The 18,425-nt window shown below is 73.2% G+C and carries 16 protein-coding genes and 1 riboswitch; of the genes, 12 read left to right on the top strand and 4 right to left on the bottom strand.

What is annotated here, in order from left to right:
• Positions 1-25: 25 nt before the first annotated feature.
• On the bottom strand, positions 26-1,483 hold the full coding sequence (locus ACGF0D_RS11985; RefSeq protein WP_392915126.1) for a glycine hydroxymethyltransferase: 1,458 nt from the start codon (positions 1,481-1,483) through the stop codon (positions 26-28).
• A 20-nt stretch (positions 1,484-1,503) separates the two neighbouring features.
• Positions 1,504-1,600: riboswitch (ZMP/ZTP riboswitch) on the bottom strand.
• Positions 1,601-1,904: 304 nt separating this feature from the next.
• Between ACGF0D_RS11985 and ACGF0D_RS11980 the strand changes: the two genes are divergently transcribed.
• From ACGF0D_RS11980 to ACGF0D_RS11955, 6 genes are all read left to right on the top strand, one after another.
• Positions 1,905-2,930 carry an ABC transporter permease gene (locus ACGF0D_RS11980; RefSeq protein ID WP_392915123.1) on the top strand — a complete coding sequence of 342 codons (1,026 nt, stop codon included), beginning with the start codon at positions 1,905-1,907 and terminating at the stop codon, positions 2,928-2,930.
• Positions 2,931-3,073: 143 nt separating this feature from the next.
• Positions 3,074-4,834: an ABC transporter substrate-binding protein gene (locus ACGF0D_RS11975; protein ID WP_392915121.1), complete on the top strand. Its 1,761-nt coding sequence runs from the start codon at positions 3,074-3,076 to the stop codon at positions 4,832-4,834.
• Positions 4,835-4,984: 150 nt separating this feature from the next.
• Positions 4,985-5,977 carry an ABC transporter permease gene (locus ACGF0D_RS11970; RefSeq protein WP_392915119.1) on the top strand — a complete coding sequence of 331 codons (993 nt, stop codon included), beginning with the start codon at positions 4,985-4,987 and terminating at the stop codon, positions 5,975-5,977.
• A gap of 14 nt (positions 5,978-5,991) precedes the next feature.
• The gene (locus tag ACGF0D_RS11965; protein ID WP_392915117.1) at positions 5,992-7,812 is read left to right on the top strand and encodes a dipeptide ABC transporter ATP-binding protein; all 1,821 of its coding nucleotides are present in this window, start codon (positions 5,992-5,994) and stop codon (positions 7,810-7,812) included.
• Positions 7,813-7,899: 87 nt separating this feature from the next.
• Positions 7,900-8,313 (top strand): cytidine deaminase family protein, encoded by a 414-nt coding sequence (locus tag ACGF0D_RS11960; protein ID WP_392915115.1) that lies wholly within the window; start codon positions 7,900-7,902, stop codon positions 8,311-8,313.
• Positions 8,314-8,426: 113 nt separating this feature from the next.
• Positions 8,427-8,990, top strand: a complete 564-nt coding sequence (locus ACGF0D_RS11955) for an EF-hand domain-containing protein (protein WP_392915112.1) — start codon at positions 8,427-8,429, stop codon at positions 8,988-8,990.
• Positions 8,991-9,167: 177 nt separating this feature from the next.
• Here ACGF0D_RS11955 and ACGF0D_RS11950 read toward each other — a convergent pair whose 3' ends face one another.
• Positions 9,168-10,178 carry an EamA family transporter gene (locus ACGF0D_RS11950; RefSeq protein WP_392915110.1) on the bottom strand — a complete coding sequence of 337 codons (1,011 nt, stop codon included), beginning with the start codon at positions 10,176-10,178 and terminating at the stop codon, positions 9,168-9,170.
• A 246-nt stretch (positions 10,179-10,424) separates the two neighbouring features.
• Between ACGF0D_RS11950 and ACGF0D_RS11945 the strand changes: the two genes are divergently transcribed.
• The 6 genes from ACGF0D_RS11945 (at position 10,425) to ACGF0D_RS11920 (ending at position 15,069) form a co-directional block, all read left to right on the top strand.
• Positions 10,425-10,856: a gamma-glutamylcyclotransferase family protein gene (locus ACGF0D_RS11945; protein WP_392875539.1), complete on the top strand. Its 432-nt coding sequence runs from the start codon at positions 10,425-10,427 to the stop codon at positions 10,854-10,856.
• A 197-nt stretch (positions 10,857-11,053) separates the two neighbouring features.
• Positions 11,054-12,364, top strand: a complete 1,311-nt coding sequence (gene cbiE / locus ACGF0D_RS11940) for a precorrin-6y C5,15-methyltransferase (decarboxylating) subunit CbiE (protein ID WP_392915107.1) — start codon at positions 11,054-11,056, stop codon at positions 12,362-12,364.
• On the top strand, positions 12,361-13,122 hold the full coding sequence (gene cobM, locus ACGF0D_RS11935) for a precorrin-4 C(11)-methyltransferase (RefSeq protein WP_392915104.1): 762 nt from the start codon (positions 12,361-12,363) through the stop codon (positions 13,120-13,122). Before cbiE ends, cobM begins: the two co-directional genes overlap by 4 nt.
• Positions 13,122-13,874 (top strand): cobalt-precorrin-6A reductase, encoded by a 753-nt coding sequence (locus tag ACGF0D_RS11930; RefSeq protein WP_392915101.1) that lies wholly within the window; start codon positions 13,122-13,124, stop codon positions 13,872-13,874. The genes cobM and ACGF0D_RS11930 overlap by 1 nt, the downstream gene beginning before the upstream one ends.
• A gap of 106 nt (positions 13,875-13,980) precedes the next feature.
• Complete coding sequence (locus ACGF0D_RS11925; protein WP_392915099.1) at positions 13,981-14,484, top strand: DinB family protein; 504 nt, start codon at positions 13,981-13,983, stop codon at positions 14,482-14,484.
• A gap of 78 nt (positions 14,485-14,562) precedes the next feature.
• Positions 14,563-15,069 (top strand): protein phosphatase, encoded by a 507-nt coding sequence (locus tag ACGF0D_RS11920; RefSeq protein WP_392875525.1) that lies wholly within the window; start codon positions 14,563-14,565, stop codon positions 15,067-15,069.
• A gap of 25 nt (positions 15,070-15,094) precedes the next feature.
• Here ACGF0D_RS11920 and ACGF0D_RS11915 read toward each other — a convergent pair whose 3' ends face one another.
• Together ACGF0D_RS11915 and ACGF0D_RS11910 are read right to left on the bottom strand one after the other, a co-directional pair.
• Positions 15,095-16,624: a UDP-N-acetylglucosamine 1-carboxyvinyltransferase gene (locus ACGF0D_RS11915; protein ID WP_392915096.1), complete on the bottom strand. Its 1,530-nt coding sequence runs from the start codon at positions 16,622-16,624 to the stop codon at positions 15,095-15,097.
• 215 nt (positions 16,625-16,839) lie between these two features.
• On the bottom strand, positions 16,840-18,123 hold the full coding sequence (locus ACGF0D_RS11910; protein WP_392915224.1) for a cobalt-precorrin-5B (C(1))-methyltransferase: 1,284 nt from the start codon (positions 18,121-18,123) through the stop codon (positions 16,840-16,842).
• Positions 18,124-18,425: the final 302 nt, after the last annotated feature.

The raw sequence follows: 18,425 nt of genomic DNA, 5'->3' as shown, positions 1-18,425 counted from the left end.
GCCGTCCGCCGCCTGTCGTTCGCCGTCAGGCCAGGTCGACGCCCGGGTAGAGCGGGTACGGGGTGAGCAGGTCGGCGGCGCGCTTGGCGGTGGCGTCGCGGAGGGCGGCGTCCAGGGTGTAGGCGGCCTTGGACGGGGAGCCCTTGGCGGTGGTGGTGGGGGCGGTGGCGGTCAGGACGGTGTGGATCAGGTCGGCGATCTCGTCCATCTCGGCGGTGCCGAGGCCGCGGGTGGTGAGGGCCGGGGTGCCGAGGCGGACGCCCGAGGTGTACCAGGCGCCGTTCGGGTCCTGCGGGACGGAGTTGCGGTTGGTGACGATGCCCGAGTCGAGCAGGGCCGCCTCGGCCTGGCGGCCGGTCAGACCGTAGCCGGAGACGTCGGCAAGGACCAGGTGGTTGTCGGTGCCGCCGGTGACCAGCTTGCCGCCTCGGCGCAGCAGGCCCTCGGCCAGCGCCCGGGCGTTGGCGACGACGGCGCGGGCGTACGCCTGGAACTCGGGGCGGCGGGCCTCCGCGAGGGCGACCGCCTTGGCGGCCATGACGTGCGAGAGCGGGCCGCCGAGCACCAGCGGGCAGCCGCGGTCGACGTGCTCGGCCAGTTCGGACTGGCACAGCACCATGCCGCCGCGCGGTCCGCGCAGGGACTTGTGGGTGGTGGTGGTGACGATGTGGGCGTACGGGACCGGGTCGTGGTCACCGGTCAGCACCTTGCCCGCGACCAGGCCGGCGAAGTGCGCCATGTCGACCATGAGGGTCGCGCCGACCTCGTCCGCGATCTCGCGTATCCTGCGGAAGTCCACCAGCCGCGGGTAGGCGGAGTAGCCGGCCACGATGATCAGCGGGCGGAACTCGCGGGCGGTCTCGCGCAGCGCGTCGTAGTCGATCAGGCCGGTGGCCGGGTCGGTGCCGTAGCTGCGCTGCTCGAACATCTTGCCCGAGATGTTGGGCCGGAAGCCGTGGGTGAGGTGGCCGCCGGTGTCCAGGGACATGCCGAGCATCCGCTGGTTGCCGAGCTCCTGGCGCAGTCGCGCCCAGTCCTCGTCGGTGAGGTCGTTGACGTTGCGCACCGCGGCGCGCTCCAGGGCCGGGCTCTCGACCCGCTGGGAGAGGACGGCCCAGAAGGCGGTGAGGTTGGCGTCGATGCCGGAGTGCGGCTGGACGTAGGCGTGGTCGGCGCCGAACAGCTCGCGGGCGTGCTCGGCGGCGATGCTCTCGACGGTGTCGACGTTGCGGCAGCCCGCGTAGAAGCGGCGGCCGACGGTTCCCTCGGCGTACTTGTCGCTGAGCCAGTTGCCCATGGTGAGCAGGACGGCCGGGGAGGCGTAGTTCTCGCTGGCGATCAGCTTGAGCGAGGCGCGCTGGTCCGCGAGTTCCTGTCCGATGGCGGCGGCGATCCGCGGTTCGACGCCGGCGACCACGTCGAGGGCGCTGCGGAAGGCGGTGTCGGCCGCGGCGGAGGCGGCGGTGTGGGGCTGCTGGGCCATGGCGGTCTCCTGGTGGGGATTGCGGGGGCCCAGGCGCTCGGCAACTTCACGTGAGGGTTCACGGGGCCGCTTCCCGATGGTTGATTCCATCCCTACGCGCCAGTTGCGGCCCACCGGGATCGTACCAACCCCCGAGGGACTGTGGCGGAGGTCTCAGAATGCGGAACGGGTGGCCCGCTTCATCCTGCTTTGTCCGTTCTATTGCAACGCCGGTGTTTCGGCGAAATGAAGCCGCCACATTTCCCGAAACAGTTCCGCAGGAATGGCTCGAACGAGCCCCGAAGGTGATTTGCGGAACCTCGTAAGCATCCGATCAAATGTCGCCCGAACGGCCCCCGGGAAACCTCCGGCGGCCGCACCGGAAATGCACACCAGCGCACCCTCACCCATGGGGCGGCGGAGAATTCGGGGGTTACGCCTCATGGCAGTGGTCGACACCGGCCCAAGCACCGGCGCGGGCATGGACCCGGGCACCGCCCCGGGCACCGCCCCGGACACGGCGGCAGGGCCCGCGCCCGCAGCCCCCGAGCCGCTCCGCCGGATCCTGCGGGACCGGGTCGGCACCGCCGCCCTGGCCGTGGTGGTGCTGTTCCTGCTGCTCGCCCTCGGCGCCCCGCTGGTCGCAGCGCTGTACGGGAAGAACCCGGTCGACCACTACGGCCAGAACGTTCCCGGCCTGCTCAGCGACGGTGGTCTGCCGATGCTGCCGAACGGCGGCATCTCCGGGGACTTCTGGTTCGGCCTGGAGCCCGGTCTCGGCCGGGACGTGTTCACCCAGCTGCTGTACGGCATCCGCACCTCGCTGCTGATCGCCTTCGCGGCCGCCACGGTGACCACCACGCTGGGGGTGCTCGCCGGTGTCGCGGTGGGCTACCTCGGTGGGGTCACGGACCGGCTGTTCGGATTCCTCGCCAATGTGCTGCTGGCCTTTCCCACGCTGCTCCTGCTGCTCGCGCTCAGCCCGGTGATCCAGTCCCGGCTGGTCGACCCGGGCACCGCGGAACCGGAGTGGATGCAGTTCCTGGTGCTGGTCCTGGTTTTCTCGGCGTTCGGCTGGATTCCGCTCGCGCTTTCCCTGCGAGCCGCCGTCCGCTCGCTCCGGGAAAGGGATTTCGTGCAGTCCGCGCGGGCCCAGGGTGCGAGCCGATTCCATGTCGTCGTCCACGAACTGCTGCCGAATGTCCGCTCGCAGCTGCTGGTGCACGCCACCATGGCGGTCCCGACGTTCGTCGCGTCCGAGGCCGCGCTGTCCTTCCTCGGCGTCGGCGTCACCGAGCCGGTCCCGGACTGGGGGCGGATGATCGCGCGCGGCTCCGAGGTCTTCCAGGCCGACCCCACCTACATGGTGTTCCCCGGAGTGGCGCTGCTGCTGTTCGTCATCGCCTTCAACCTGCTCGGCGACGCCGTCCGGGACGCGCTGGACCCGCGTGTCGGCGGCGCCCGCTGAAGGCTCTCACCGGGCACTGCCCGCTGAAGCCCCTCGTCTGCTCCCCTTCCGTTCCCCCCCTTTCAATCCCCTCTTTCATTCACCCCTTTTCGTCAACCCGAGCCCGTCCCGGCACGATCCGCCGGGACAAGGAGAGATTCGCCATGCGCTGGACCAGACCGTCCCTCGCCGTCGTCGCCACCGTCCTGCTGGCGACCTCCTGCTCGGCCGGCGCGGGCAGCACCGCGGGATCCGGCGGTACCGCCGGGGCCTCCGCCAAGGAGACCTCCCCGCTGACCGCCGTGCTCGGCAGCGAGCAGGAGAGCGCCGGCCCGGCCCCGGCCGTCCCCGGCGCCCGCGCCGGCGGCACGGTGAACGTGTACAACAGCGTCGAGTTCCGCCACCTCGACCCGCAGAAGGTCTACGCGGGCGCCACCTACAACGCCTCGCTGCTCTGGGGCCGCCAGCTGACCCAGTACCAGGTCGTGGACGGCAAGGCCAAGCTGGTCGGCGACCTGGCCACCGACACCGGCACCCCGACCGACGGCGGGCGCACCTGGACGTACCGGCTCAAGGCGGGCGTCGCCTGGGAGGACGGTCAGCCGATCACCGCCGGGGACGTCAAGTACGGCATCGAGCGCACCTTCGGCAAGGGCTACGAGGTCGGCCCGCCGTACTGGCCGCAGTGGCTCACCGGCGAGGCGAGCTACGAGGCGGCGCGCGCCAAGTACGCGGGCCCGCAGGCCGGCGACCTGGACGCGATCGAGACGCCGGACGAGCGCACCATCGTCTTCCACTTCCCGCAGCCGCAGGCCGACGTCCCGTACATGGCCGCGCAGTCCTCCTCCTCTCCGGTGCGCCGGGACAAGGACACCGGGACGGACTACGACCGGCTGCCGTTCGCGACCGGCCCGTACCGGATCGTCGAGCACGTCCAGAACACCCGCATGGTGCTGGAGCGCAACCCCGCCTGGAAGCCCGAGACCGACCCGATCCGCAGCCAGTACCCGGAGAAGTTCGTCTTCACGTACGGCAAGGAGGCGCTCAACCTCAACCAGGAGATCCTCTCCGGCCGGGACGGCGGCGCCAACGCCACCACCGCGTCCGACACCCTCTCCGCCGAGCTGTACCAGACCACCGACACCGACCCGAAGGCCAAGGACCTGGTCGTCTCCGGTCGGCAGGGCGCCTTCGTCACCCAGCTGATGATCAACAACGAGCGGGTGCCGGACGTCGAGGTCCGCAAGGCGCTGCACCTGGCCTACCCGCGCCAGCAGGCCCGTCAGGTCCAGGGCGGCGCCCGCACCGGCGAGCTGGCCACCACGCTCAGCTCGCCCGCGCTGATCGACTACCAGAAGTACGACCTCTACCCGGCCAGGCCCGAGGGTGACCCGGAGGCCGCGAAGGCCGCGCTCGCCAAGGCCAAGCAGGCGCCCGGCAGCCTGACCTACGCGTACCGGAACACCCCGACCGGGCAGCGCGTCGCGCAGGTGCTGGTCGAGGGCTTCGGCAAGGCCGGGATCACCGTCGTGCCCAAGCCGGTCGACCCCAAGGCCTTCCTGGACGAGGTGCACCGCGCCGACTCCCCGTACGACCTGTTCGAGGAGACCAGCTCGGTCGACTGGCCGACCCCGTCCACCCTCGTCCCCTTCTCCTTCGACGGCCGGGCCGGCAGCGACATCAACTCCGCGCGCTACCGCAACCCGGAGGTCGACAAGGAGATCGACCGGATCAACCAGATCGGCGAGCCCCGCGCCAAGGCCAAGGAGCTGTACGCGCTGGAGCAGACCGTGATGAAGGACGTGCCGGTGCTGCCGTTCGCCTACCCGACCGTCAACCAGCTGCGCGGCAGCAACGTCGGTGGGGCGTTCATCCACCCGATCTACGGGACGGTCTCGCTGGCCTGGCTGTACCTGAAGTCCTGACGGCCGGGGCCCGCTCCCGCCCCCCGGGTTCCTCGGTGGAACGGGGGCGGGCCCCTTCGTCCTCGCTTCATCGCCCTTCTTCGCTTCTTCCACCTTCTTCCGCCCGTCTCCTTCCAACACCTCCCCCGTCACGTCGACCCCGGATCGGCCATGCTCTCCTTCGTCCTGCGGCGGACCGCCCAGGCCCTCGCGGTCCTGGTCGCGGTCTCCGCCGCCGCCTTCGCCCTCTTCTACGCCGCGCCCGCCGACCCGGCCCGCGCCGCCTGCGGCCCGCGCTGCGACAGCGGGCAGGTCGCGGCGGTCCGCCAGAGCATGGGCCTGGACCAGCCGCTGCTCACCCAGTACACCGACTACCTGGTCGGGGTCGTCGCCGGGCGGGACATCGGCGACGTGGACGGCTCGACCATCCACTGCGACGCCCCGTGCCTCGGCTACTCCTACCGGCTGCACCAGCCGGTCACCGAGGCGCTGGCCGACCACCTGCCCGTCACCCTCTCGCTGACCGCCGGGGCGCTCGCCGTCCTGCTGGTGTTCGGCCTCGGCAGCGGGTTCGTCTCCGCGCTGCGGCACGGGCGGCGGACCGACCGACTGCTGTCGGGCTTCACCCTGGTCGGCGCGAGCGTGCAGATCTACTTCCTCGGGTACGTCGCGCAGTGGCTGCTGGTGTACTCCACCGGGCTGCTGCCGCTGCCCTCCTACACCGCGCCGGCCGACGACCCGGCCGCCTGGGCGGGCGGGATGCTGCTCCCCTGGCTCGTCCTCGGCTTCGTCAACTCGGCCGTGTTCGCCCGGCTCTCGCGCTCGCAACTGCTGGAGACGATGAACGAGGAGTACGTCCGCACGGCCCGCGGCAAGGGCCTGGGACGGCTGCACGCCCACCTCAAGTACACCTCGCGCGGCGCCGCCGGGCCGCTGGTGCAGCTGATCGGGCTGGAGGCCGGGGCGCTGCTCGGCGGGGCCGTGATCACCGAGACGGTGTTCGGGCTGAACGGGGTCGGGCGGTTCGCCGCGGAGGCCGTCGGCGGGCAGGACCTGCCCGCCGTGGTCGGCGCGGTGCTGCTGGCCGCCTGCTTCATGGTGCTGTTCGTCGCGCTGGCCGACCTCGCGGTCGCCTGGCTCGACCCGCGTGTCCGGCTGAGCTGATGGGGAGTCCGTCGATGAGATCCACTGTTCCGGGAGACGGCGTGAAGACCACCTCGGCGAAGGCCGTTGAAGGGCCGGCCGCCTCGGCGAAGACCGCCGAGGGACGAGCCGCCTCCGCGAACGCCGTTGAGGGGCCGGCCGCCGTGGCGAGGGCCACTGGGGCGAAGGCCTCCGGGGCGACGGGCGTCGAGCCCGTGCTGAGCGTCCGCGACCTGAGCGTCGCCTTCGCCGACCCGCGCGGCGGCGCGCCGGTGACCGCCGTCCGGGGCCTGTCGTTCGACCTCGCGCCGGGTGAGGTCCTGGGCCTGGTGGGCGAGTCGGGCTCCGGCAAGTCGACCGTCGGGCTCGCCGTCCTCGGCCTGCACGACCCGCGCACCACCACCGTCACCGGCTCGATCAGGCTGGGCGGGCAGGAGGTGGTCGGCGCCGAGGAGTCCGCGCTGCGCGGGGTGCGGGGCGGGACGGCCGCGCTGGTCTTCCAGGACGCGCTCACCTCGCTCAGCCCCTTCCACGGTGTGGGCGCCCAGCTCGCCGAGATGTACCGGCTGCACCACCCGGGCGCGGGCCGGGCCGAGGCGGGCCGGCGGGCGGGCGAGATGCTCGACCGGGTGGGCATCCCGGCGGCCAGGGCCCGCGACTTCCCGCACCAGTTCTCCGGTGGCATGCGCCAGCGCGTGATGATCGCGATGGCCCTGATGAACGACCCCCGGCTGATCATCGCGGACGAGCCGACCACCGCCCTGGACGCCCGCGTCCAGCGGCAGGTCCTGGACCTGCTCGGCGAGTTGCAGCGCGAGCACGGGACGGCGGTACTGCTGGTCAGCCACGACCTGGGCGTGGTCGCCGGAACGACGGACCGCACGCTGGTGCTGCGCGGCGGGGTCGGGATCGAGTCCGCGCCGACCGCCGAGCTGCTGTCCGCACCGCGCGAGCCGTACACCCGGGCACTGGTGGGCGCGGCGCTCCGGCTGGACTCGGTACCGGGCACCGCCCTGCCGACGGTCGACGAGCCGGCGCCGTCCCGGACGTTCCGGCCGCGGACCGTCCGGCGTCCCGAGCGCTGGCTGGTCGAGGTGGAGGACCTGTCCGTGCACTTCCCCGGGCGCCGGCGCTTCCCCGGCCTGCGGGCCGAACCGGTCCGGGCGGTCGAGGGGGTCGGCCTGCGGATCGCCCCCGGCGAGACGCTCGGGCTGGTCGGCGAGTCCGGCTCCGGCAAGTCCACCACCTCACGGGTCCTGGCCGGGCTGCAACGGCCCACCGGCGGACGGGTGTCGTACGACGGGCAGGACGTCACCCGGCCGGACCGGGAGCTGCGCAAGCGGCTCAGCCGGGAGGTCCAGCTGGTCTTCCAGGACCCGTACGCCTCGCTCAACCCGCGCCGGACCATCGCCCGGACCCTGGACACCCCGCTGCGCCTGCACACCTCGCTGAGCCCGGCCGAACGGCGGGAGCGCTCGGCCGAGTTGCTGGAGCAGGTCGGGCTGGAGGCCCGGCACCTGGACCGCTACCCGCACGAGTTCTCCGGCGGACAGCGCCAGCGGATCGGCATCGCCCGGGCGCTCGCCCCGCAGCCGCGCCTGATCATCGCCGACGAGCCGGTCTCCGCGCTCGACGTGTCGGTACAGGCCCAGGTGCTCAACCTGCTGATGGAGCTGCGCGAACGGCTCGGCGTCGCCTTCCTGTTCGTCTCCCACGACCTCGCGGTGGTACGGCACTTCTGCGACCGGGTGGCGGTGATGCACCGGGGCCGGCTGGTCGAGTCCACCGACCGGGACCGGCTGTTCGAGGCGCCGCACACCGAGTACACACGGGAGCTGCTGGCGGCGGTGCACTGAGCGGTGCACTGAGCGGTGCACTGAGATGATCGAGGCCCGTCGGACGGGATCGGACCCGTCGGACGCCATCGGAGAGGTGCAGCGACGATGTCCACCAGCAGCGACCGGACGACCGTGGACGAGGAACTCGTGGAGGCGGCCCTGGAGGTCGCACGGCGGTACGCGCGGGGCGACAACCACACCGTGGCGGCCGCGGGCCGCAATGCCGACGGGCGGATCGTCACCGCGCTGAACGCCTACCACTTCACCGGCGGGCCGTGTGCCGAGCTGGTGCTCATCGGCGCGGCGGCCGGCCAGGGGGCGTACGAGCTCACCACCGTGGTGGCCGTGGGCGACCGGGAACGCGGGGTGATCCCGCCGTGCGGGCGGTGCCGGCAGGTGCTGCTGGACTACTTCCCCGAGGTGGGGGTCATCGTCGGGCGGGGGCCGGAGCTGCGCACCGTGCCGGTGTCGGCCCTGCTGCCGGGGGCGTACGTCTGGGCCGACCACCAGGAGGAGTGAACGGAAGGTCGTGCACCCTTCGTTCGGCTGCGCCGCTCCGGCTCGAGGCGCTAGCGTGCAGGCGGTGTGACGTAGGAGACCCGGGCAAGGAATCACCAACCGAGGGGGCACATTTGTCGGACGACCTGCTCATCGCAAAGATCAACCACGGCTTCGATCACCTCGACGCCGACGGCGACGGCCTGCTCACCGAGCGGGATCACGTCCTGATGGGCCTCTCGGTGGCCCGCTCGCTCGGCCACCAGGAGGGTTCCGAGGCGGAGGCCGTGATAGTGCGCGCCTACCTGACGACCTGGCACGACCTGCACCTCGCCCGGCTGCCCGCCGGCACCGAGGCGATCACCCGCCAGCAGTTCGTCGCCTCGACCGGCTCGCTCGCCGACGACCCGGAGGCCGCGCAGGACATCCTCGGCGCACTCGCCCGCGCCTTCCTCGCCGTCGCCGACGCCGACCGCAGCGGGACGGTGGACGCCGGCGAGTTCTTCGTCTTCCAGCGCGGCCACTTCGTCGGCCTCTCCCGCGACGACGCCGACGAGGCCTTCCGCCACCTCGACGCCGACGGCGACGGCGTGCTCTCCGCGGCCGAGTTCACCAACGCGATCATCGAGTTCTGGACCAGCCGCGACCCGGACGCGCCCGGCAACTGGTGGACGGGCAGGGCGCCGCACTCCTTCTGAGCCGAACGTCGGGCGGCAGGCCAGGGGGATCGTCCCGGTCGGAAGGCCGGGACGGCCGGTTCGGCCGGTTCAGGCGGTTCGGCCGGTTCAGGCGGTTCGGCCGGTTCAGGCGGTTCGGCCGCTTCAGGCGGTTCAGCCGGTTCAGCCGGTTCAGCCGGGACGACCGCTTCAGCCGGTTCAGCCGGCCTGACGTTCCCGGCGGGGCTGACGTTCCCGGCGGGCCGGACTCCCGGCGCCCGACGAGCGGCCCGGACGCCGCCGGCTGACGCTCACCACCAGGCAGACGCCCGCCACCACGATCGCGCCGCCCGCGAGGGTCGGGCCGGTCAGCGGCTCGGCCAGGATCAGCCAGCCCAGCAGCACCGCGACCACCGGGTTCACGTACGCGTAGGTGGCCACCAGGGTCAGCGGCGCGGCGCGCAGCAGCCAGGCGTACGCGGTGAAGGCGAGCAGCGAGCCGAACAGCACCAGGTAGGCGAGGGCCAGCCAGGACCGGCCGGAGATCGCCCCGAGGTCCAGCCCGTGCTGCTCACCGCGGCCCAGTCCGACCAGCAGGTTGCCGAGGCCGCCGGCCAGCATCTGGAAGGCGCTCGCGGCGAGCACGTTGCCGGGCATCGGGATCTTCTTGCTCACGAAGGAGCCGGTCGCCCAGAGCAGGGTGGCGCCGATGATCAGGATCACGCCGCCCGGCTCGATCGACCCGCCGATCGCGGGGGCCGACAGGACGCCGAGGCCGACCAGTCCGAGCAGCACCCCGGCCAGCTCGGCGGGCCTCGGGCGCTCTCCGCCGAACGCCGTCAGCACCACCATCCACAGCGGGACCGCGGCCACCAGCAGGGCGGCCAGGCCGGAGGGGACGGAGGTCTCGCCCAGGACCACCATGCCGTTGCCGCCGGTCAGCAGCAGCAGGCCGACCAGGGCGGAGGAGGCCAGCTGTCGCCGGGTCACCTTCAGGCCGGCCGGGCCCTGGCGCACCAGGAGGTAGCCGGCCAGCAGCAGGCCGGCGGTGAGGAAGCGGGCACTGGCGGAGAGGAAGGAGGGCATCGTCTCCACGACGACCCGGATCGCCAGGTAGGTCGAGCCCCAGACGACGTAGACCACGAGGAGGGCGAGCCAGACCGCGCCGCCGAGACGGGCGGCGGGGCCGGCGTCGGTGGGCGGGGTGGGGGTCGTGGCTGCCTTGGTCATGGCCTTGCTCTTCGCTTCGGTGGCGGCGGCAGCAGGGATGCCGGGGGTGTCGGGGGTGTCGGGAGCCGAGCCGGGGGTAGCGGCCGGTTGGGAGGGTGAAGCGGGCGATGTCATGCGTGTCCCCCTTGGACGGTACTGGCCGAACATCCGACATGACAGCGCATGGACGGCCCGGCGCGCCAGTCGGTATCAGAAGTCGGACCGCAGGACGTACCGTGGGCGCTCCCCGACGAGGAGGTCGAACCCGTGTCCGCATCCGAGGAGGCCCTGCCGTTCTTCGTGTACGGCACTCTGCGCAGCGGCGGCCGCAATCATGCCGTCCACCTGGCCGGACGGTACGCCGAGATCCGGCCGGCGGTACTGGAGGGCGCCGCGCTGCACGAGGGCCCCGGCTTCCCGTACGCGGTTGCGGATCCGGCGCCCGGGCGCCGGATCCTGGGCGAGCTCGTCACCGTACGCCCGGGCGCGTACGCCGGAGCCCTGGCGGCGCTGGACCGGCTGGAGGACTGCCGGGCGGACGGGACCGGGCTGTATGTGCGGCGACGGCTGACGGTACGGACGGCGACGGGCGAGCCGCGCGAGGCCTGGGTCTACCTCGCCGGACCGAGAGCCGAGGCGCGGCTGCGGGAGCAGCCGGCGCTGATCGAGTCGGGGGACTGGGAGGCGGGTGACAGATGACAGCGAACAGAGTTTGAAATCTGTTCGCTGTCATCTGTCATCTGAAATCTGTCGCCTGTCACTTGTCGGTTGTCGGCCGTCGGCCGTCGCCTGTCGGTTGTCATCCGCCACCGAACCTCCCACAGACCGCCAGGTAGGCTGCCCCGGCCAGTGAGTTTTCCTGCTCATCGGCCCATCGAACGACGAGGAGCCACCCGGTGCCCGAGCTGCCACCCCCGATCACCGTCGTCGGGATCGGGGCCGACGGCTGGCCCGGCCTCGCGGTCGGCTCCCGGGCCGCGCTCCGGGAGGCCGAGGTCGTCGTCGGCGGGCCCCGCCAACTGGACCTGCTCCCCCGCGACGAGGTCACCGCCGAACGCGTCCCCTGGCCATCCCCGCTGCGCCCCGCCGTCCCCGGGCTGGTCGCCACCCACGCCGGCCGCCGCATCGCCGTGCTGGCCAGCGGCGACCCGATGTTCTACGGCATCGGCCGCACCCTCGCCGAGACCGTCGGCGCCGAGCGCCTGCGCGTCCTGCCGCACCCCTCCTCCGTCTCCTACGCCTGTGCCCGGCTCGGCTGGCCGCTGGAGGCCACCGAGGTCGTCAGCCTGGTCGGCCGACCGCTGGACTCCCTCGCCCTCGCCCTCCACCCCGGCCGCCGCCTGCTGGTGCTCAGCGCCGACGCCGCCACCCCGGCCGCCGTCGCCGAACTGGTCACCACCCGCGGTTACGGCACCGCCCGCCTGCGGGTGCTCGAACAGCTCGGCGCCCCCGCCGAACGCCACCTGGACGGACCCGCCGACGGCTGGCCGCACCCGCCCGGCGACCCGCTGAACGTCATCGCCGTCGACCTCGGCGACGGCCCCCGCACCTCCGTCGTCCCCGGCCTGCCCGACACCGCGTACGAGAGCGACGGCCAGCTCACCAAGCGCCACGTCCGCGCCGCGACCCTCGCCACGCTGGCCCCGTCCCCCGGCGAACTGCTCTGGGACGTCGGCGGCGGCTCGGGCTCGATCGCGATCGAGTGGCTGCGCGCCCACCGCGACTGCCAGGCCGTCAGCGTCGAGCGCGCCCCGGTGCGGGCCGAGCGGATCGCCCGCAACGCCGCCGCGCTCGGGGTTCCCCGGCTCCGTGTGGTGACCGGCCCCGCTCCGGCCGCGCTCGCCGAACTCCCCACCCCCGACGCCGTGTTCATCGGCGGCGGCCTCACCGCACCCGGCCTGCTGGACGCCTGCTGGTCCGCGTTGCGGCCCGGCGGTCGGATCGTCGCCAACACCGTGACGCTGGAGTCCGAGGCGCTGCTGGCCGAGTGGTACCGGCGTCACGGCGGGGAACTCGTCAAACTCGCCGTCGCCCACGCCGTCCCGGTGGGCGGTTTCACCGGGTGGCGCCAGGCCATGCCGGTCACCCAGTGGTCGGCCGTCAAGCCCGGCGATGTCAAGCCCGGCGATGTCAAGCTCGACACCGCCGAACCCGACACCGCCGAGCCCGCCGCAGTGTTCAACACCCCTCAGGAGAACGCCTCGTGACCGTCCACTTCATCGGAGCAGGCCCGGGCGCGGCCGACCTGATCACCCTGCGCGGCCAGCGCATCCTGGCCCGCGCCGAGGTCTGCCTGTACGCGGGCAGCCTGGTCCCGCGCGAGCTGCTGGACGAGTGCCCGCCCGGCGCCCGACTGATCGACACCGCGCAGCTCAACCTGGACCAGATCACCGCCGAGCTGGTCGCCGCCCACGAGGCCGGCCAGGACGTGGCCCGGCTGCACTCCGGCGACCCGTCCGTCTTCTCCGCCGTCGCCGAGCAGATGCGCCGCCTGGACGCGGCCGGCGTGCCGTACGAGGTGGTCCCCGGCGTGCCCGCCTTCGCCGCCGCCGCGGCAGCGCTGAAGCGGGAGTTGACCGTCCCGACCGTCGGCCAGACCGTCATCCTCACCCGGATCGCCAAGCGCGCCACCCCGATGCCCGAGGGCGAGGACCTCGCCACCCTCGGTCGCAGCGGCGCCCTGCTGGTGCTGCACCTGGCCGCCTCGTACGTGGACGACGTGGTCGAGCAACTACTCCCGCACTACGGCGCCGACTGCCCGGCCGCCGTGGTCGCGATGGCCAGCCGCCCCGACGAGCTGGTGCTGCGCGGCACCGTCGGGGACATCGCCGAGCAGGTCAAGGCGGCGGGCGTGGTCCGCACCGCCGTCATCATCGTCGGCCGCACGCTGGCCGCCGAGCAGTTCCGCGACAGCCACCTCTACTCGGCGGAACGCGAGCGACCGCACGAGCCCTGCGGCGCCTGATGCGGCACGTCCTGATCCTCGGCGGAACCACCGAAGGGCGGACGCTGGCCGCCGAACTCGCCCCGACCGCACTCGCCCCGACCGCACTCCGGGTCACCAGCTCGCTGGCCGGCCGGGTCGCCCGGCCGCGGCTGCCCGCCGGGGAGGTGCGGATCGGCGGCTTCGGCGGGCCGGAAGGACTGGCGGACTGGCTGCGCGCGGAACGCGTGGACGCGGTGGTGGACGCCACCCACCCGTTCGCCGCCGGAATCTCGCGGAACGCCGCCCTCGCGGCCGCCGCCACCGGCGTCCCCCTGCTGGTGCTGCGCCGCCCCGGCTTCACCCGGGTCGACGGCGACCGCTGGCTCCCCGCCCCCTCCCTCGCCGCGGCGGCCGAACTGCTGCCCCGGCGCGGGGAACGGGTCTTCCTCACCATCGGCCGGCAGGGCGTCGCCGCCTTCGCCCACCTGGACGGGGCCCACTTCCTCGCCCGGTCGGTGGACCCGCCCGAGCCTCCGTTGCCGCCCTCGTGCGAAGTCCTGCTGGACCGCGGGCCGTTCACGATCGAGGGCGAGGAGGCACTGCTGCGGGGGCGCGGCATCGACATCCTGGTCACCAAGGACAGCGGCGGCGCCGCGACCGCCCCCAAGCTGACCGCCGCCCGCGGACTCGGCCTGCCCGTCATCATCGTGGAGCGTCCTCCGGTGCCGGACGGCGTCCCGGTCACACCCGACGTCCCGGGCGCACTGCGCTGGCTGGAGCAACTGCGGTAGGGGGTCCGGCCGTTGACGCTCCCACCAGGCCGCTGAACCGGGCCGGGCCGGACTGGGCCGCGGATAATGCGGGGCGGGCCCGTCGGATGGCGGGCAGGATGGCGCGATGACCGATGATCAGCGCACCCAGACTCCCCGCACCGCCGACGAACGCACCACTCTGGCAGGCTTCCTGGACTACCAGCGCGCCACTCTGGCGATGAAGTGCGAGGGCCTCACCCCGGAGCAGCTCCGCACCCGCGTGTTGGAGCCGTCCGGGCTCTGCCTGCTCGGGCTGGTCCGCCACCTGGCCGAGGTGGAGCGCAGCTGGTTCCGCAACGTCCTCGACGACGAAGGCGCGCCCGGTTTCTGGAAGCACCCGGACGGTTCCTTCGCCGAGTTCGACGCCGACACCGCCGACCCCGACGAGGCCTTCGCGATCTGGCGCCGCGAGTGCGACCACGCCAGGGAACTCGTCGCCGCCGCGGAGTCGTTGGACGTCCTGGGCCGCTACGGCGAAGAGGTCTTCTCGCTCCGCTGGATCCTCACCCACATGATCGAGGAGTACGCCCGCCACAACGGCCACGCGGACCTCCTCCGCGAACACCTCGACGGCACCACCGGCGAGTAGCAGCGAAGAGCGCCGAACGGCGCCGAAGAGCGTCGAGCAGCACCGAGCAGCCCCCCGAGAACAAGGAGCGAGCAGGCAGTGCGCACCCGCCAGAAGGAACGCGAGACTCCCGGGCCGTCCGAGCCCTGGAACGAGATCGTCCCCGGGCTCTGGATGGGCGGGCACTACTACACCCCGCCCGGCGGCGAGCTGGAACTCGCGATCGTGAGGGCGGAGTTCGACCTGGTGGTCAGCCTGTTCACGCTCCCCGGGCACGGCCCGGCGCCGGAGGTGGAGCACGTCGTCCGGGAGGTGCCCGACGGCCCGCTCTCCCCCGGTCAGCTGCTCGCCGTCCAGGAGGCGGCCGAGCTCACCGCGTCCGCCGTCCGCCGGGGCCGGCGGACGCTGGTGCGCTGCCACTCCGGGTACAACCGCTCGGGCCTGGTGGTGGCGCAGGCGCTGGTCGGCCTCGGGCACGAGTGCGGCGAGGCGGTCCGGCTGGTCCGGGAGCGACGCTCGCCCTGGGCACTGAACAACCCGGTGTTCGTGGACTACCTGAACACCGGGTTGGAGGTCGCCGTACTGCTGACCGGCCTCGACGGGTGAGGCCGGTCAGTGGCCCGTCGGCCGGTCAGATGTCGCGGAAGGTCTCGATCCGGGCGCCGATGGAGTTGAGGCGCTCGGCGAGGTCCTCGTAGCCGCGGTTGATGACGTAGACGTTGCGCAGCACGGAGGTGCCCTGGGCGGCGAGCATGGCGAGCAGGATGACCACGGCGGGGCGCAGGGCCGGCGGGCACACCATCTCGGCGGCGCGCCAGCGGGTGGGGCCCTGGACCAGCACGCGGTGCGGGTCGAGGAGCTTGACGTCGGCGCCGAGGCGGGTCAGCTCGGTCAGGTAGATCGCGCGGTTGTCGTACACCCAGTCGTGGATCATCGTGGTGCCGTGGGCGGCCGCGGCGATGGCGGCGAAGAACGGCACGTTGTCGATGTTGATGCCGGGGAACGGCATCGGGTGGATGGTGTCGATCGGCGCGGTCAGCTTGGAGGGGTGCACGGTGAGGTCGACGAGCCGGGTGCGGCCGTTGTGGGCGCGGTACTCGGGGGTGCGGTCGTAGTCGAGGCCCATGCCCTCCAGGACCGCGAGCTCGATCTCCAGGAACTCGATCGGCACCCGGCGGATGGTCAGCTCGGAGGAGGTGACGACGGCGGCGGCCAGCAGGCTCATCGCCTCCACCGGGTCCTCGGCCGGGGTGTAGTCGACGTCGCAGGTGATCTCCGGGACGCCGTGGACGGTGAGGGTGGTGGTGCCGATGCCCTCGATCCTCACGCCCAGCTTCTCCAGGAAGAAGCAGAGGTCCTGGACCATGTAGTTGGGCGAGGCGTTGCGGATGACGCTGACGCCGTCGTGCCGGGCGGCGGCCAGCAGGGCGTTCTCGGTGACGGTGTCCCCGCGCTCGGTCAGCACGATCGGGCGGTCCTGCGGGGCGCCCGGCTCGACCGAGGCGTGGTAGGCGCCGCCGGTGGTGGCGACCTCCAGGCCGAAGCGGCGCAGCGCGGTCAGGTGCGGCTGGACGGTGCGGGTGCCGAGGTCGCAGCCGCCCGCGTACGGGATGGCGAAGCGCTGGGCGCGGTGCATCAGCGGGCCGAGGAACATCAGCACGCTGCGGGTGCGGCGGGCGGCCTCGACGTCCATCGCCGCGAGGTCCAGCTCGGCGGGCGGGGTCAGTTCGAGGTCGCGGCCCTCGTTGATCCAGCGGCTCTTGACGCCGATGCTGGTGAGTACCTCGAGGATGCGGTAGACCTCCTCGATCCGGGCGACGCTGCGGATCGTGGTGCGGCCGGTGGTCAGCAGCGAGGCGCAGAGGATCGCCACGCAGGCGTTCTTGCTGCTGCGGACGTCGATCGCGCCGGAGAGCCGGGTGCCGCCGGCGACGCGCAGGTGCATCGGGCCGGAGTAGCCGAGGGAGACGATCTCGCTGTCGAGGGCTTCCCCGATGCGGGCGATCATCTCAAGGCTGACGTTCTGCTTGCCCTGTTCGATGCGGTTGACCGCGCTCTGGCTGGTTCCGAGAGCCTCTCCGAGCTGCGCCTGGGACCAGCCCCGGTGCTGGCGCGCGGTGCGGATGAGGGTGCCGATACGGGTGAGGTAGTCGCCTGTCACTCGCCAGACGATATCTCATGACTGAGATGACGACAGAATCGGGGGTCGATACAGAACTCCATTTATCCGTTTCTCACCCCGTATGAGTGTCAGTTCCTCACATCACCAGGTGATGTTGTCTCGTCGTCGTGACACTCGCGACAATGTCACGGCCCAGGCGGCGGTCGCCGTCCCGGCGGTGCCACAGCCCCGGCGGCTGTCGCCGTCCTGCGGCGTCACGGCCCCAGCGGCTCCGCGCGGCCGACGACGGTGCCCGCGCGGTCGATGCAGATGACGTCCACCGCGACCGGCGAGCCCAGCAGCACGCCGAGCGCCGTCGCCCGGGCCGCCTCGGCGACGAGGTCCCCGAGCGGCACCCCGGCGGCGCGGCACAACTGCACCGCCTCCAGGCCGGTGTTGGCGCCCGCGACCGCCTCGGCCAGCACCTCGTCCGCCCCGCCGCGGCGGGCCAGTTCGGCCAGGTACCCCTTGTCCACCTGGGAGCGCGCCGAGTGCAGGTCGAGGTGGCCGGCCGCGAGCTTGGACAGCTTGGCGAAGCCGCCCGCGATGGTCAGCCGGGGCACCGGGTGGCGCTTGAGGTACTTGAGCACGGCACCGGCGAAGTCACCCATGTCCAGCAGCGCGTCCTCGGGCAGCCCGTGCTCGGCGACCGCGACCTTCTCCGAGGTCGAGCCGGTGCAGCCGGCCACGTGGGTGCGCCCCGCCGCCCGGGCCACGTCCACCCCGCGGCGGATCGAGTCGATCCAGGCCGAGCAGGAGTACGGGACGACCACCCCGGTCGTACCGAGGATGGAGAGGCCGCCGAGGATGCCGAGCCGGGGGTTCCAGGTGGACCTGGCGATCTCCTCGCCGTGGTCGACGGAGATCTCGACCACCACGTCGCCGCTGCCGCCGTGCGCGGCGGCCACCTCGGCGACGACGTCCCGGATCATCTGCCGGGGCACCGGGTTGATCGCGGGCTCGCCGACGGGCAGTGGCAGGCCGGCCTTGGTGACCGTCCCCACCCCCGGACCGGCCCGGAACACCACGCCGGCACCGGGCTCGCCGGACCGTACGGTCGAGCGGATCAGCGCGCCGTGGGTGACGTCGGGGTCGTCGCCCGCGTCCTTGACCACTCCGGCCATGGCGGCGAGGCGCTCGCCTCCGGCGGCCGGCCACTGCACGGCGGTCGACCCGTCGGCGCCGGCGGGCCCGTCCGCGCCGGCCGGCCCGTCGGCACAGGTCGACCCGTCCGGCTCCTCGGCCCCGGTCGGCCCCGCGGCCCTCGTCAGCTCCTCGGCCGCGAGGGCGAAGGCGGGCTGCTGGCCCTTGGGGAGGGTGACGACCACCGAGTCCGGGAACTCCCCGGTGAGCAGCGCGGTGTACGCGGCCTTGGTGGCGGCGGTGGCGCAGGCGCCCGTCGTCCAGCCGGGCCGCAGGCCGCTGCTCTTCAGCTGGCCGGCCCGGCCGCCCGCTCCGGCCGCGGCTCCCACACCCGGCTCGGCTCCTGCTGCGGCCACCTGCGCCCCGTTTCCGACAGCGCCCACGCCGTCCCGCTCCGCTCGGCGGCCACCTCGGACGCCGTCGCCGATTTTCCCCCACCGGGCCGGGCGGGGCCCGACCGGGGGTGGTGGCGGGCCGCGTCGTGCGCGGCGTGGAGGCGTCTCGTGCGGGAGCTGCGCAGGGGCGCCGCCCCGCGTTCCCGAAGAGTTCTCTGCACGGGCCTCGCCCGCCGCCCCTACCAGTGAGTAATCTGGCGGTCCGCCAGAAGCGGGTTCATGACAGACGTGGGCCCGGCCGGGGTCGACTTCCCCGCCGGGCC

This window comes from Kitasatospora sp. NPDC048298 (genome assembly GCF_043201465.1).
Classification (GTDB): Bacteria; Actinomycetota; Actinomycetes; order Streptomycetales; family Streptomycetaceae; genus Kitasatospora.
The sequence above is the reverse complement of the archived record's forward strand: the minus strand, read 5'-3'. Positions and strand labels throughout refer to the sequence as shown.